Annotated in this window: 12 protein-coding genes and 1 other annotated feature; of the genes, 5 read left to right on the forward strand and 7 right to left on the reverse strand. The window is 45.6% G+C overall.

Features of this window, described 5'->3' with window-relative positions; translation table 11 throughout:
* Window positions 1-198: 198 nt before the first annotated feature.
* From thiI to ezrA, 3 genes are all read right to left on the reverse strand, one after another.
* Window positions 199-1,401, reverse strand: coding sequence for a tRNA uracil 4-sulfurtransferase ThiI (thiI, locus tag QMA01_RS07045; RefSeq protein WP_290214602.1), 1,203 nt, complete (start codon window positions 1,399-1,401; stop codon window positions 199-201).
* A 6-nt stretch (window positions 1,402-1,407) separates the two neighbouring features.
* Window positions 1,408-2,511 (reverse strand): cysteine desulfurase family protein, encoded by a 1,104-nt coding sequence (locus QMA01_RS07050; protein WP_191716717.1) that lies wholly within the window; start codon window positions 2,509-2,511, stop codon window positions 1,408-1,410.
* A 63-nt stretch (window positions 2,512-2,574) separates the two neighbouring features.
* Window positions 2,575-4,278 carry a septation ring formation regulator EzrA gene (gene ezrA, locus QMA01_RS07055; protein WP_191716716.1) on the reverse strand — a complete coding sequence of 568 codons (1,704 nt, stop codon included), beginning with the start codon at window positions 4,276-4,278 and terminating at the stop codon, window positions 2,575-2,577.
* A 153-nt stretch (window positions 4,279-4,431) separates the two neighbouring features.
* Here ezrA and hisJ point away from each other — a divergent pair, with 153 nt between their 5' ends.
* Window positions 4,432-5,232, forward strand: coding sequence for a histidinol-phosphatase HisJ (hisJ, locus tag QMA01_RS07060; RefSeq protein WP_290214603.1), 801 nt, complete (start codon window positions 4,432-4,434; stop codon window positions 5,230-5,232).
* A gap of 36 nt (window positions 5,233-5,268) precedes the next feature.
* Window positions 5,269-5,748 carry a GAF domain-containing protein gene (locus QMA01_RS07065; protein ID WP_191716714.1) on the forward strand — a complete coding sequence of 160 codons (480 nt, stop codon included), beginning with the start codon at window positions 5,269-5,271 and terminating at the stop codon, window positions 5,746-5,748.
* Window positions 5,749-5,789: 41 nt separating this feature from the next.
* On the opposite strand, the gene megL is transcribed toward QMA01_RS07065, so the two are convergent.
* On the reverse strand, window positions 5,790-6,998 hold the full coding sequence (gene megL / locus QMA01_RS07070; protein ID WP_290214604.1) for a methionine gamma-lyase: 1,209 nt from the start codon (window positions 6,996-6,998) through the stop codon (window positions 5,790-5,792).
* Between the two features lie 329 nt (window positions 6,999-7,327).
* On the opposite strand from megL, the gene rpsD reads away from it, so the two are divergent.
* Window positions 7,328-7,930, forward strand: coding sequence for a 30S ribosomal protein S4 (rpsD, locus tag QMA01_RS07075; RefSeq protein WP_191716712.1), 603 nt, complete (start codon window positions 7,328-7,330; stop codon window positions 7,928-7,930).
* A 297-nt stretch (window positions 7,931-8,227) separates the two neighbouring features.
* Here rpsD and QMA01_RS07080 read toward each other — a convergent pair whose 3' ends face one another.
* Window positions 8,228-9,070 (reverse strand): STAS domain-containing protein, encoded by an 843-nt coding sequence (locus QMA01_RS07080; protein WP_290214605.1) that lies wholly within the window; start codon window positions 9,068-9,070, stop codon window positions 8,228-8,230.
* 316 nt (window positions 9,071-9,386) lie between these two features.
* On the opposite strand from QMA01_RS07080, the gene QMA01_RS07085 reads away from it, so the two are divergent.
* Window positions 9,387-10,193 (forward strand): cobalamin-binding protein, encoded by an 807-nt coding sequence (locus tag QMA01_RS07085; protein WP_191716710.1) that lies wholly within the window; start codon window positions 9,387-9,389, stop codon window positions 10,191-10,193.
* Window positions 10,194-10,277: 84 nt separating this feature from the next.
* On the opposite strand, the gene QMA01_RS07090 is transcribed toward QMA01_RS07085, so the two are convergent.
* Entirely contained in the window at window positions 10,278-10,865 is a 588-nt protein-coding gene (locus QMA01_RS07090) for a general stress protein (protein WP_191716709.1), read from the reverse strand.
* 147 nt (window positions 10,866-11,012) lie between these two features.
* Window positions 11,013-12,278, reverse strand: coding sequence for a tyrosine--tRNA ligase (gene tyrS / locus QMA01_RS07095; protein WP_191716708.1), 1,266 nt, complete (start codon window positions 12,276-12,278; stop codon window positions 11,013-11,015).
* A 75-nt stretch (window positions 12,279-12,353) separates the two neighbouring features.
* Window positions 12,354-12,542, reverse strand: a binding site (T-box leader).
* Between the two features lie 105 nt (window positions 12,543-12,647).
* On the opposite strand from tyrS, the gene QMA01_RS07100 reads away from it, so the two are divergent.
* Window positions 12,648-15,635 carry a transglycosylase domain-containing protein gene (locus QMA01_RS07100; protein WP_290214606.1) on the forward strand — a complete coding sequence of 996 codons (2,988 nt, stop codon included), beginning with the start codon at window positions 12,648-12,650 and terminating at the stop codon, window positions 15,633-15,635.
* The last annotated feature ends 83 nt before the right edge of the window (window positions 15,636-15,718 follow it).

The raw sequence follows: 15,718 nt of genomic DNA on the forward strand, positions 1-15,718 counted from the left end.
CATGCAGAAACTTCACATAGAGAAGCAACTAGTTAAGGCAGCAGCATCACATACTCCGGTAGACCTCCGAATCGCTCATGCAGAACCGTCAATTCATCCTATACAATCACAAAACCCCATGCGTCCTCCTCAACTCTATGTAAAACAATAAGATTGTTGACAATAAAAAAAGAGCCACCCATATAGGCAGCTCAATCTTTATAACAAATCTTCAAATTGATTTACTTTTACGCGCGGAAACTTGATGATTTCCCGCTCCGCCACAGCTTCCTGGATCAATTCATCAAATGAAACGAAGTTTTCATAGTACTCCACTTTTTCAAGCTTTGGTTTGGTTTTCGGATTTGCCGGGGTAAAAATGGTGCAGCAATCTTCAAACGGCCGGATGGAAATATCATAGGTCCCGATTTTCTGGGCCGTCTCGATAATCTCCAATTTATCCGCAGCAATCAACGGACGCAGGACTGGGGTATTTGTTACGGCATTGATGGCCTGCAGGCTTTCCAGCGTCTGGCTGGCCACTTGACCCAAGCTTTCACCGGTGATGATGGCACGGCAATTGGTTTCATTCAAAACCAAATCAGCGACACGCATCATCATGCGTCGTGTAGAAGTCATCGTAATATTATCAGGAACCTGCTTGTGCACTTCCTGCTGAAGCTTGGTGAATGGAATGATGTGCAGATTGACGGAAGAACCGAATTGCGATAGCTTTTCAGCCAGATCGAATACCTTTTCCTTGGCACGGTCGTTGGTGAATGGCGGACTAAAGAAATGGATCAGCTCCAACCGGACTCCGCGCTTCAGCATATGATATCCTGCCACGGGGCTATCTAAGCCACCTGACAGCATCAATAATGCCTTGCCGCCTGCACCGACCGGCAAGCCCCCGGCTCCTTGAATGACTTCCGCCATCATATAGACCGCTTCTTCACGTACTTCCACTTTCAGGTCGATTTCCGGATCTTTCATTTGGACTTTTAAATCCGGAAAAGCTCTCAGGACGTGTGAGCTCAGCTCTTTCATAATTTCCGGTTTTTCATGCGGAAACTCCTTGAACGGCCGCTTCACGGATACTTTGAAGCTCTTATCGGTATCCTGGATTTTTGCGACCACAGCTTCCGCTGTCCGCTTCATCGATTCCAAATCCAATTCACATGCGGTCACAGGGCTGAACGATTGGATGCCGAATACTTGCGGCAAACGTTCAATCACCTGTGCCAATTCCTCTTCATCGTCTGAGGTAATGAACATCCGGTCACGTTCCGCTTTGATGCGGATCTTTTCCAAATCAGAGAAAGTCTGTCTGACGTTGTCGCGCAGCCTTCCAATAAATGAACTCCGGTTTTTGCCTTTGGTTGACAGCTCGCCATAACGGACGAGAATTTGATTGGTTTTCATATAAGGTTAAACTCCTTTAATCATGCGGTATACCCGCTGAAATGCTCTTTTTAGGGAAATGATGTCCTGTTTTTCAGTAAATGCTCCGAAACTGATCCGCATGACACCGTCTTTAAACTCGCGCGGCAGACCGATTGCCTGACTCACGTGGCTGGTGTCCTTGCTTTTAGAAGAACAAGCACTGGAAGTAGAGACGATTACCGACTCTTTTTGCAATCCAGATACCAGTATTTCACCTTTTATTCCTTTGACGGCTACCGCCAGGATATGTGGAGCCGCGCCTTTAGGACTAACGATTTTCACGCCTTTAAATTCCGAGAAAAATTGGCGCAGATCTTGATTCCATTGGTGATGCTGCGGGTTCGGCTGTGCCAGCCTTACTGCTTTCGAAAGCGCAACTGCATTCGGGACAGAGACAGTGCCGCTCCGAATTCCATCTTCCTGTCCGCCGCCGTATTGAATAGCCTGCAGTTCAACACCTGTATAGGCCAATAATCCGCTGCCTTTCAAACCATGAATTTTATGGCCTGATAGGGTCAATAAATCCGGCATCGCTGTCGGGTCCAATGTCAGCTTGCCAATGCTTTGGACAGCATCGACATGAAAGATAATTCGGCGTTCTTTCAGCATACCCGCGATTTCTGCAATAGGGTGGATGGTGCCGATTTCATTATTGACATGCATGAGTGATACTAGAATCGTATCGCTTCGCAAAGAATTCTTCAACTCATCGATATCAATTTCCCCCGCGTAGTTTACAGACAGACGCGTCACTTCAAAACCTTGTTGTTCCAATGCTGCCAGGCTGTTCAAGACCGAAGGATGCTCAGTTTGGGCGGTGACAATATGCCTGCCCCGGTGCTGGTAACTTTTTGCTGTGCCCATCAAAGCCAAATTATTCGATTCTGTTCCGCCAGAAGTGAAGATGACTTTATCCATGTGCAATAGGTCCTTCAATTGCTTACGGGCCGTTTCCAGCAAATCTTCAGCTTGATTGCCAAGTGCATGCAAAGAAGCCGGATTGGCATAAAATTGCTCATTTACTTTTATGAATGCTTCAAGCACTTCTTGTTTCGGCTTAGTTGTTGCGCTATTGTCCAGGTAATTCATTCTGTAACCTCCGAAAAAGAAAACCACCAGCTCAAATCCGCTGGTGGTTTTGCCTTTTGTTTTTTAGATGTTCCAAGCGTCTTCTTTGACCAGTACTTCAATCCGTTTCATTGAACCCGGTTCAAAGTTTTCAACCGCAGTAGCCGCTTCTTCCAATGCTTTCGAATAACGAAGCTGGCGGAATGACTCTTCGGCTTCTCCAAGTTTAGCATCTAATTGCTGATTCGACTTCCGGTAACGGTTGCCGTATTGAATAATGCGTTCAATCAACAACACATTTTCTACCATCTCAACGGCTTTATCATGAACGTCATCAATACTTTTTTCTGCCTGCTCCAAATAATTGTCCACAAGCTTCATGTTCAATGGCACTTCACGCAAAGTTTGCATCGCAACAAAAAGATGTTCTTCAGCTTCTTCGAGGCGCACATCCATATCTTCCGGAATTCCAGGGATATTGGCTTTATGCAAGATGCGATCCGTTTCCTGCAATTTGCGTTTCAGCTGCTCCACTTTAGCGTTGGCATTGGTTTCTTCAACACGCAAGTTCTTCAATGCTGTCATGAAATCGTTTTGTGTCGAATCGACAATCGACAGATCTTCACGTATATGCATCAGTTCTTCCTGCAAACTTGAATAAGCGGATTGGTCTTCTTCTAAGCGCGTACGCAATAAGTCGTAGCGTTGCGCCAATTGCTCCATTTTTTCTTTGCATGCTTTTGGAATGGCAGCTTCGCTTTCACTAATCTTGTAGCTATGCTGCACGTAGCGGCTTTCCTCTTCCATTTCCTGTGTATCGCGTGCCACAACTTCCAAATGGCGTTCTGTATCTATTTGGAATTCATCGACATAATGCTTTGCTTCAACTTCTTTTTCCAACAATTCATAGAACGAGTCGATGCGGTCTTTTATTTTTTCTACTGCGATTTTTGTTTGGGCAATTTCCAGCTGGGCGATGTTTTCTTCTAACACTGCCAATTCTTCTTCTATCTCATCGAGTTGAAGCGTGAGCTCCAAGTGGCCAAGATAATACGACTGCTCTTCCATTTCGCTCTTGCCTTGACGCAATTCAGCTATATAAGAAGGGATCTTATTGTGGACATCAGCCAACAATGATGGAATGTCATCTGCCAATAAAAACGCTTCTTCGCCTTCAGTTGATAAACTGATGACAATTTCGCGGGCTTTTAAGTAATTGCCTTCAGTCGTCAATTTTTCGTATTCATCAAACATCGGAATGAATGACTCCAACTTTTTCTCTAGTGGCGCAGCTGCAGCACCATAAGAATGCTGATGAGCCAATAGATTCTTACGGGCGCGGCGGTATTTTTCCTGGATCAGATCAATTTCGTTGCGATTCTTTTCATCGCTGCCGATTAATTCTGCCAGTTCCACCAGGATACCGTTCATATCTTTATCTACATTATCAATTTTGACTTCAGTTTCCTGTTCGATCTTCGTCGCTTTACCGAAACGGAAACGGTTAATGGCTTCCTCAGCGTCATAGAGAGAAGCATCGATTTTAGGAATGTGGACATCCATGATTTCAGTCCACACATTGCGCCAGCGTTCGAACATTTCTTCTGTCTGGCCATTCATGTTCAGCTGTTTCACTTTAGTCAGTTCTTCAAGTATCGGTTTATTTTGTATTTGCAGTTTTAATTGTTCTAAGCGCTCAATTTCAGCCAAATGTTTTTTACGAAACATAAAGCCGATGATTATTATCGCTAATAGAATGATGACCGCAATGATGATATACTCCATCATAAGTCATATAGCCCCCTGTTCCAAAATCACATTACCAGTTATACGTAAATGTATTCATGATTCTTTTATTTTAACATGTATTCTACTCTTTTGTTTGCCAAATTAGAAGAAAAGCGATTATATTTTTTAATACATAGAAAAGAGGCTGCTTTTATGAGACGAGATGGTCACATTCATACGAAATTTTGTCCTCACGGGACTAAAGACGCAACACAACTTTATATTGAAAAAGCAATAAAGTCCGGTTTTACAGATATTTCCTTCACCGAACATGCACCGCTCCCGGGTAACTTTACAGACCCCACTCCTGATCAGGACAGCGGCATGAGCATGGAGCAGCTCACACCTTATCTCCACGAAATCACCCATTTTAAAAATGTCTATAAAAACGATATCCGCATTCGCGTAGGTTTGGAAGTGGACTTTATCTCAGGATACGAAAAAGAAACCCGCTCTTTCTTGGATGACATCGGACCAGCTCTCGACGATGCCATTCTTTCGGTCCATTTTCTCAAAGCAGATAACCGTTATTTCTGCGCCGATTACAGCAAAGACGTCTTTACTGAATTGGCAGCTGCAAGCGGTTCAGTGGAAGCTGCTTATAAGCTTTATTATGACACAGTGGAAGCATCCATACACGCTGACCTCGGCCAATTCAAACCTAAGCGCATCGGCCATCCGACACTGATCCATAAATTCCAATTGGCGCATGGCGAAAAAGTCGATGATAGCGCACAGATTCACTATATTCTCCAATTAATGAAGAAAGCCGGTCTGGAGCTTGATGTGAATGGTGCAGGATTCTCGAAACTAGACTGTTTGGAACCCTATCCACCACTCTCTTTTATCGGATATGCCAAGTACCTCGGCATCCCCCTGGTTTTTGGATCAGATGCCCACAATGTCAATGGCTTGCATAAGCATTATGATAAAATCTATACTTACTTAAGTTGAACCATTACTTAACAAAATGAAATGGGGTTATCATTTATGTTTACGCAAACCGATTACAGCGGCAGTAGTATAGAACAATATACAATGTTATCAAAGCAATTGGATGCTTTATTGGAAGGCGAAAGCAACAGCATCGCCAACCTGAGCAATGCCTCTGCTTTGCTGAACCAATTTCTTGAACGCATCAACTGGGTAGGATTTTATTTGATGGAAGACGGCGAGCTTGTCCTTGGCCCGTTTCAAGGTCTACCGGCCTGCGTACGGATTCCAGTTGGGAAAGGCGTCTGCGGAACTGCCGTAGCTGACAAAAAAACCATGTTGGTCGAAGATGTCCAAGCATTTCCTGGCCACATCGCCTGTGATGCAGCATCCCGTTCTGAAATTGTCATTCCACTGATGAAAGAAGATCAGGTGATCGGTGTCCTGGATATCGACAGCCCTGAGCTGAGCCGTTTTACAGAAGACGACCAGAAAGGTTTGGAGCTTTTCGTTGAAGTTTTAGCTAAGCATCTGTAATAGGAAGACCCTGGACTCGATTGTCGAGTCCAGGGTCTTTTTTAGATTTCCTGAAGTTTTGGTTTCACCTGTTCGAACGCATAGTTGAGGTCAGCGATCAAATCATCCGTATGCTCGAGCCCCACTGACAGCCGCAGCAAGGAGTCACTGATGCCCATCGCTTCTCTGTTTTCCTGTGGTACAGCGGCATGGGTCATGGTAGCCGGATGCTGGATCAGTGTCTCGGCATCACCTAAACTGACAGCGATTTTGATGAGGGACAGCGAATCCAGAAATTGCTGTGCCTGTTTTTTGCCGCCTTCAATTTCAAAAGAAATCAATCCGCCGCCCTGCCTCATTTGCTGCTTGGCAATTTCGTACTGTGGATGCTGAACGTCAAATGGATAGTAAATCTTTTTCACCAGTTCCTGCCGCTTTAAAAATTCCAGCACTTTCTGAGCATTTGCGACGTGACGGTCCATCCGTACGTGAAGCGTTTTCAGCCCGCGAAGCAGTAGCCAGGCGTCAAAAGGCGACATGATGCCGCCGACATCCTTCTGCACAGTCATCCGGACATGCTGCATTTCATCTGCATCACGCCCCACCAAAACGCCGCCGACCACATCCCCATGGCCGTTCAAATATTTGGTGGCACTATGCAAAACAAAATCAGCTCCCATCCGCAGTGGGTTCTGCAAATAAGGCGAACTGAATGTGTTGTCTACAACCACTCGGATACCATGCTTTTTCGCCACAGCCATTACGGCCTGCAGGTTGACAAGTTCCATCGTTGGATTGATCGGCGTCTCCACATAGATGCAAACTGTTTCCGGCCTAATCGCCTGCTCCACTTCCTGTTCCGTCGTCATTGACACCAAATCATGCGTAATGCCATATTTCTCCTCCATAATTTCAAGCAATCCGAACGTGCAGCCATAAATCCCTCTCGAGCAAAGCACGTGATCGCCCGCTTTTGTCAAATAGATCAATGTGGCGCTTACTGCGGCCATTCCAGAACCAAAAGCCAACGCCCCTTGGCCCCCTTCAATTTCCGCCATCCGCTCTTCCAATACCCGGACTGTCGGATTGCCGAGACGCGAATATATATTGCCTTCACTGTTTCCGGCAAAGCGGTCTTCCCCTTCTTGCGCATTGGCAAAAGAATATGTCGAGGTCTGATAAAGCGGTGTCACCAGACTGTCGTGATGTTCGGAGCTGTTGTATCCTTTGTGGATCACAGCCGTCTCCATGTTCATCTCTTTATTTCTCATAAATACCCACCCCTTAACTAAAATAGAAAGCGCTTACATTCATACTTAATTTCATTCTACCTTGAACAATCAAAAAAAGGAAGCTGTTGCTTTTAAATGTTCTAGAGCTCTCTGTTGACTTAAAGAGCGAAAATCGGTTATACTATGCTTTGTGTAAAATAATCGCAGCAGTTGTATGTGCGTGTTCGTCCATTTTATTCCTCATTGCAGGTGTATCGTGTAACTCTTTGGCTGCTGAGCGAAGGTACAAGAATATAAAATGGCTTGCAGCATGAATGCATCTGGTTTTTATTTTACTCTAAAAACCAAAAACAGAGGAGGAGACTTATATGTCTCGTTATACAGGTCCATCATGGAAACTGTCACGCCGTTTGGGAATTTCTCTTACAGGCACAGGTAAAGAATTAGAAAAACGCCCTTACGCACCAGGTCAACACGGTGCTAACCAACGCAGAAAAGTTTCTGAATACGGTTTGCAACTACAAGAAAAACAAAAACTACGCTTCATGTACGGAGTTAACGAACGTCAGTTCAAAACTTTGTTCAACAAAGCCGGCAAAATGCCTGGTAAGCACGGTGAAAACTTCATGATCCTTCTTGAAGCTCGCCTTGACAACGTAGTTTACCGTTTGGGTCTTGCGCGCACTCGTCGCCAAGCTCGCCAGCTTGTAAACCACGGCCACATCCTTGTTGATGGCAAACGCGTTGACATTCCGTCATTCAGCGTGAAACCAGGACAAACAATTGCTTTCCGCGAAAAATCAAGCAACCTTGATGTAGTAAACGAAGCAATCGAAGTAAGCAACTTCGTTCCTGAATACGTAACTATCGATACTGATAGCAAAACAGGAACATTCGTACGCCTTCCAGAGCGCAGCGAATTGTCTGCTGAAATCAACGAACAATTGATCGTTGAGTACTACTCACGTTAAGGAAAACTTTTTCCTGAGCAGAGTGATGAAAACCCTCAATTCCTTGTTAATTCAAGGATTTGGGGGTTTTTCTTTATGCTGATGAGACCTTTTAAACGCCGTCGTTTGAAATTTTAGGATTCTGCAAACAAACTCCGATTGTCTGCAAACAATTTGTTTATTCTGCAAATAACCAAGGCAATTCCGCAAATAACCCCTCCCATTCCGCAAACAAACATCCCGTTTCTGCAAACAATCAGCCAGACCGCATAAAAAAATCCCCGAGACCTCTACAGGACACAGGGATTTCGTACTTTATTAAACTAAATGAACTCTATTTTGTTTCAATGCCTGTGCGAGCGTGTTATAAACTTCAATGTCGATAAATTTAATGCCTAATTGTACAGCAGTTTGTGCGATGACCGGACTAATACCCGACAATGCGACTTGGACGCCGATGATTTCAAGGCCTTTGATCAATTGGAAAACCTGCTGGGCAACCATCGTATCGATGAGCGGCACGCCGGACAAATCGATGAACAGTTTTTCCAAGTTGTGCTTGGAACTTTGCGCCAGTGCTTTTTCAAACATGATTTCTGAACGATGAGGAGTGATTTCACCAATCAATGGCAGCATGCCTGTCTTTTTAGCCAGCAGAATGACGGGGGCACTCATTTCTACAATCATCTGCTGCTGGGAGTTCATCCGCTTTTCAGCAGCTTTCGAATTTTTATCCGTAAATTCCACAATCACTTTACTGATGGTTTGAACGACGGCCGTGGTCCAATCCATCAGTGTTTCGTGGCTGATTTCTTCTTTATGGGCTAAGGCATAAGCACCGATTTCTTCCAGGTATTGTTGCTGAGTACGGAAAAACTCTCCGATGACTTCCACAATCGGCGTATCAAGATGAGCTTCATCTTTGGCGATTGTTTCGATCCAATCCTGAAAATCTGACATAAAATCACGTTCCCCCTGCTGGAACATGGCACAAAAACGAATATGAAATTCGTGGTTCTGCTCTTTCAGCAAGGTCACTTTATCCGGATCATTTGTCCCGTACACTCCTGCTTTATTTTTATCCAAGGAGTCATACCAGTCTTCTGTCATTTTCCAGGTTCGTGCGCTTAAGTACTCAAACAAGTCTTGGTCTTTCAACATTTACCAGCTATTGCGACGGCTGCATGATTGGATATCCTGCAAATCCGAACAATAGCCTCACCCCACTCTCGCTTATAATTTCAATTCAATAAATCCCAATCAGACGGTCCTTCAATTGTTTACCTTCCTATGCTTACCCAAATAAGCGGAAATTGAATCCTTCTTCACCTGACTGTAAGTCGACAATCAAGTTAATTGGCCAGAATCCATCAGTTGTATCTCTTAACCATCATACTTGGTTTTGCCCATTTCAACAATTCAGAACAAAAAAATTTCGATAGCATGGTAAACTAATAAAAAATGGAGGTGGAGCTGGATGCGAATTATTTCAATTTGCCCGAGCAATACAGAATTATTGGCATTTTTAAATGCGGAACATTTATTGGTCGGCATTGATGATTATTCAGATTGGCCAAAAGAAATTACGGCATTGCCTCGGCTTGGGCCAGATTTATCAATCCGTATGGATGAACTCGAAGCCTTAAAGCCCGACTTGGTTCTGGCTTCGCTGAGCGTGCCCGGAATGGAAAAGAATGTTGACGAACTGGTCCGGCGAAAGATACCGCATCTCGTACTGGATCCTCAAACGCTGGAAGAAATCGGGCAGGACCTGTTAAAAGTGGCCGATGCCTGTGGAATCGATGCCACCACTGTCCACTCTGAATACTTATCGGTTATCGAAGACATCAAAAAACGCGGCGAAAAAGCGACAGCTCGGCCATCCCTCTATTGGGAATGGTGGCCAAAACCCGTTTTCACGCCAGGGAACATCAACTGGCTGAACGAGATCAGCCGCCTAACAGGCGCCCGCAACGTTTTCGATGATATCGATTCAGCCAATGTCCAAACCGATTGGAATGATGTATTCAACCGTCAGCCTGATTATATATTGCTTGCTTGGGTCGGCATCCTGACTGCCAAAGTCAAACCGGAACTCGTCAAAAAACGCCCGGGATGGAATGAAATGAAAGCCATCGACCAAATTCACGTTATGGAAGAAGAACTATATTGCCGCCCTTCTCCTCGATTGATTGAAGGAGCTATCCGCCTGGGGAAACTGATTCATCCCGAAGAGTTTTCCGACATGGAACTCCCCCGCTTCATTAAAGAAAAACAGGTCTAGATGCCAGGTGCAACGTTTTTCCCATCACTCGGCAAACAAAAAAAGCCATCCAACAGGATGGCTTTTTCCAATTTAGAATCATCTTTACAATCCAGCTTGGCCACGGCGGTTGCCGCGCAGCGGGTCATTGTCCAACTCGCTTTGATCGCCTCTTATGGTTGTCGTCTTTTCATTCCCGATCAGCGGATCCCGTTCACCGATAAAAGTGTCACGGTCATTGCGGTCCGGAATCGTACTGTCGTTTTCTTCGACCAGCACCAAAATTTTTCCTTCATTAAAATGCGTTTCGTACATTTCTGCTTCTTCGTCCGGGATTCCAAGTCCGATCAGGGCACCTGCAAGGCCCCCTACACCAGCTCCTGCAGCTGCCCCCGTTAGACCAGCTGCTATCGGCCCGGCTGCTACAATCGGGCCGATCCCCGGAATTGCCAAGGCGCCAATTCCAGCCAATACGCCACCGAGGCCACCAAGAGCTCCACCGGTTATCGCACCGGCCGCCGCGCCTTCCCCAGCATGCGTCCCCGTTTCTTCTGTTATGTTTTCTGTTTCCTTTTTGTCTTTGCTCAATACGGAAATATCTTCACTGCGATAGCCTTGCCGTTGTAAATCTTCAATTGCCCGAATGGCTTCGTTTTCCGTTTCGTATGATCCAACTACTCTTGACATTTCCATCGCCTCCCAGAAGTTTTAGTAAAGTCAATCGCCGTTCATTCCTCATCTTACCCGCTGCATTTCTGTTTAAACGTTCATCCTCCATTTTCCTTTTAAACGGCAAAAGAGCAGCCGAAATTTCTCCGGCTGCCCTTTTATTGTTATTGTTTATTGGAACTGGACCATATGGTATTTCTTTTTGCCCCGGCGGATGATGGCAAATGCATCTTCCAGTCGGTCTTTTTCATCAACTACGTAATCCAGATCGACAACTTTTTCACCGTTTACCGAAATCGCGCCATTCGTAACATCTTCGCGTGCCTGTCTTTTCGATGACGAAATGCCAGCTTCAACGATCAAGTCGACAATGGATTTGCTTTCTTTCGGCATTTCCACTGAGGGTACGTCTTTAAAGGCAGCTTTCATTTCTTCTGCTGACAAGGCCTTCAAGTCTCCGCTGAACAAAGCTTTCGTGATGCGCTGTGCATCAGCAAGGGCTTCCTCACCGTGAATCAATTTAGTCATTTCTTCTGCCAAAGTTTTTTGTGCTTTACGCAGGTGTGCTTCAGTTTCTACTGTCACTTCCAACGCTTCAATTTCTTCGCGGCTGATGAACGTGAAAATCTTCAAGTATTTGATGACATCCGCATCTGCTGCGTTGATCCAGAACTGGTAAAACTCATAAGGCGTCGTCTTTTTCGGATCTAACCAGACAGCGCCGCCGGCTGATTTACCGAATTTGGTGCCATCTGCTTTTGTTACCAGCGGAATGGTGATGCCAAATGCTTTTGCTTCTTCGTCATGTGTTTTGCGGATCATTTCAAGGCCGGAAGTAATGTTCCCCCACTGGTCGGATCCACCGATTTGGATGCGGCAATTGTGTTCGTTGTATAAATGGTTAAAGTCGATTGCCTGTATCAGAGTATAAGAAAACTCCGTAAAGGAGATGCCCGTTTCCAAGCGGGAGGCAACAGAATCTTTAGCGAGCATGTAGTTGACCGAAATCAATTTTCCGTAATCGCGCAGGAATTCGATGACGCTCATCTTGCCGACCCAGTCCCGGTTATTGACCATTTTCGCCCCGTTTTCGGATTGGAAATCAAAAATCTGTTCCATCTGCACTTTGATGCCTTCCACGTTGCGGTCGATCTGTTCAGTTGTCTGCAGCTGACGCTCTTCATTCCGCCCTGAAGGGTCTCCAATCATTCCTGTCGCTCCGCCAACCAATAAGATCGGCTGATGGCCATGCATTTGAAAACGGCGCAGCGTCAATAATGGAACAATGTGCCCGATATGCATGCTGTCTGCTGTCGGATCGACTCCACAGTACAAGGAAATTTTCTGTTCATCCAATAATTTTTCCATACCTTCTTCATCGGTCTGCTGGTACAGCAAACCACGCCATTGTAAGTCTTGAATCAATTCGTTCGCCATTGTAATTCCTCCTCAAAATTTTAAAGCGATGAGAACTGTAAAACCACATAAAAAAGCCCCTGCATGATTGATTCATGCAGGGACGCAATTGCGCGGTACCACCCAGCTTGGAGAAAAGATTCTCCCTCTCATCATGTGCCGAACGGGGCACTTCCGTAAACTCCAGGCCTGTAATTCGAATCATATGTTTTGACCGGTTCGCACCATCCACCGGCTCTCTAAACAAAATCACATGCTCTACTTCGGACCCTTCAACGTTTAAAATATCAAATATATTAGTAGTTTACTTTATTATATGGCATTGTCAATAAGTTTAGGTGCAATTATGAGAATATGATATAATATAATGGATTTTAGGAGGGCGATAACGTGCGTGATAAAATAAAATATTGGACGAAAAAAGCCGAGGAAACAACCGATAGATGGGCTTCAACCAAATGGTTTAAGCGACTGAGCATTACATCAGGAGTCATATGGAATCTGGCATTGATTCTGGCGATTGTCCTGGTTACCGGCGGAGTCTTCGCAGCGTCTGTTGGAGCCGGCTATTTTGCTTCGCTGGTGGATGAAGAGAAACTGCGGACCCCGGATGAAATGCGGGGCGAAATCTACAGTTTCGAAGAAACATCAGAACTGTATTTCGACAATGATGTATACCTTGGAAAGCTGCAGACAGATTTGGAGCGTGAAGTCACGACTCTGGATAAAGTGTCAACCTACGCCAAAGATGCCGTTCTCGCTACTGAAGATGAATACTTTCTCGAGCATGAAGGAATCGTGCCAAAAGCGATTCTCCGAGGCCTGTTCCAGGATGTATCAAATTCAGACAGCCAGACAGGCGGTTCAACGCTGACACAGCAGTTGATCAAAAATCAGATTTTGACCAATGAAGTTTCCTATGAACGAAAAGCGAAAGAAATCCTTTTGGCTATGCGCCTGGAAAAATTCATGACGAAAAACGAGATTATGGAAGCCTACTTGAATATCATTCCTTATGGCCGAATTTCTTCTGGTGCCCATATTGCCGGTATTGAAACGGCAGCAAAAGGGATATTCAATGTGCCGGCGAGTGATCTGAACCTTCCACAAGCGGCATTCATTGCCGGCATTCCAAAAGCTCCATATAGCTATACACCTTACTTTGAAGGTGGAAAATTAAAAGATGAAGCTGGATTGCAGCCTGGTCTTGACCGGATGAAAACGGTGCTTTACAGAATGAAAGAGACTGAATACATTACCCAGCAGGAATACGATGAAGCCATCGCTTACGATATCGTATCCGATTTCCGCCAGAACGAATCGCGATCTTATTCCGAGTTCCCCTTCGTTACAGTGGAAATTGAAAAACGGGCTTCCCGCATTCTTATGGATGTTTTAGCTGAAAAAGACGGCATTGATCCTGCCACACTTACAGAAAACGATAAGCTTTACGAAGAGTATGCAATTCTTGCAGACCGGGCAGTCCGTTCAAACGGCTACCGGATTCATTCGACCATCGACAAAGATCTTTATCTGGCACAGGAAGAAGCTCAAAAGTCCTATCCATCATACGGCACAACCGTCGGAGGTAAAGGGACGAACGATGCAGGAGAAGTTGTTGACAAACAATTCCCTGTTCAAGTCGGCAGCATCATGATTGAAAATGCCACTGGACGCATCCTTAGCTTTGTTGGGGGGCGTGACCATGATGTCGAAAACCTGAATCACGCCACATCAGCGTACCGATCAATGGGGTCTACCGTAAAACCTCTATTGGTTTACGGCCCTGCTATCGAATTGGGACAGATTGGTGCCGGCTCACCGTTGGTCGATGTGAAATTCGAACATATGGACGGCAGTACAATGTGGAGACCTGCAAACTTTATTGCTACAAGTGAACAGGGGATTATGCCGGCACGCGATGCATTGGCGCAATCCCAAAACTTACCCACTCTTCGTTTATTTGCTCAAATTCAACAGCAAATGCCGATCCAGTACATGATGAACGCTGGATTTACGCGTGTTGAAAAAGCGGAAAACGATAACTACTCTTCTGCCCTTGGCGGAGGAATTGAAGCATCTGTAGAAGAAATCACCAATGGATATGCAATGGTCGGAAACAATGGCCAATATGTTCAAACGACGATGATCGACAAAATCGAAGACGCTGAAGGCAATGTCATCTACGAACATAAAGTGGAGCCGGCAGAAGTATTCACGCCTCCAACTGCTTACGTGTTGACGGATATGTTGCGCGATGTCTTCAAGACCGATCGCGGAACAGCGAAACGGGCAAATGGTTTATTGAAATTCAATGCCGATTTCGCTGGTAAAACAGGAACAACCCAGAGCACAAAAGACGTGTGGTTGGTCGGCTATAACCCGAATATAACCATGGGCGTCTGGCTCGGCTATGATTCTGAAAAATTCACTTTGTCACAGTTTGAAAACCGCGATTTGCCGGCTTCTCTGCGTGTCAATCAATTGTGGGCGCGTTTGATGAATGCCAGTTATGATGTCAAGCCAGAACTGGTCGGTACAGCCGAGAAGTTCAAACAGCCCGAAGGCGTCGTGACGAAGTCATTCTGCGGAATCTCCGGACTTGCTCCAGGCGGCGCCTGCCAAGAAGCAGGACTTGTCCGTTCTGATTTATTCAATGCCAAAGCAATGGTTCCAACAGAAAAAGACGATAGCTTAACCAGTGGTTCATTTACTTCGATCAATGGAAAACGCTATGCTGCCTTATCAAGCACGCCAAGTGAATTTGTTTCTGGCGGAGGCATCGGCGTGTCGCAGAAATACATCGACCGCATGATGGCACCGTTCGGCGGAGACGCCAGCAAGCTGTTCCCTGGCAATTCGAAGTTTTCTTCTGTTGTTTCAGGCGCTGCATTCAAAGCTGACGGTGCAGCTCCTGCAGGCGTCAAAGCGGCCATCAATGGCAATACGATTACTTGGACCGATTCTCCTTCCAATGACGTGGTAGGATATCGTGTCTACAAAGGCGGTTCCCGTGTGGCCTCAATTTCTGAAGCGAAAGGAAATTCCTATTCTGCTTCAGGAGCCGGAAGTTATACAGTAGTGGCCGTAGATATTACAGGCAAGCAATCGGCAGCTTCAAGCAGTGTCAGCATAGCGGCACCGAAGCCGAAGCCGAAACCTGAACCGAAGCCAGAACCGAAACCAACACCGCCGCCGGAAGAAAAAGAACCGGAGGCGGAAGAAAAACCACCTGCTGAAGAGGAAGTTGAAACTCCTCCAGCTGAAGAAGAGGAAGAAGCTCCTCCGGAAGAAGAACCTGAAGAGCCGGCTGAAGAAGAGCCTGCTCCAGACGAACCGGAAGAACCCGAAGAGCCTGCTGAAGACGACGCGGCTTAACAAAAATAAACCCCGATTCGCCTGAGTAGCGAATCGGGGTTTTATTTCTTAAAAAAGAAGCCGTTCACGTGAACGGCTTCTTT

Source organism: Planococcus notacanthi, from assembly GCF_030407825.1.
In the GTDB taxonomy this organism is placed as follows: Bacteria; Bacillota; Bacilli; order Bacillales_A; family Planococcaceae; genus Planococcus; species Planococcus notacanthi.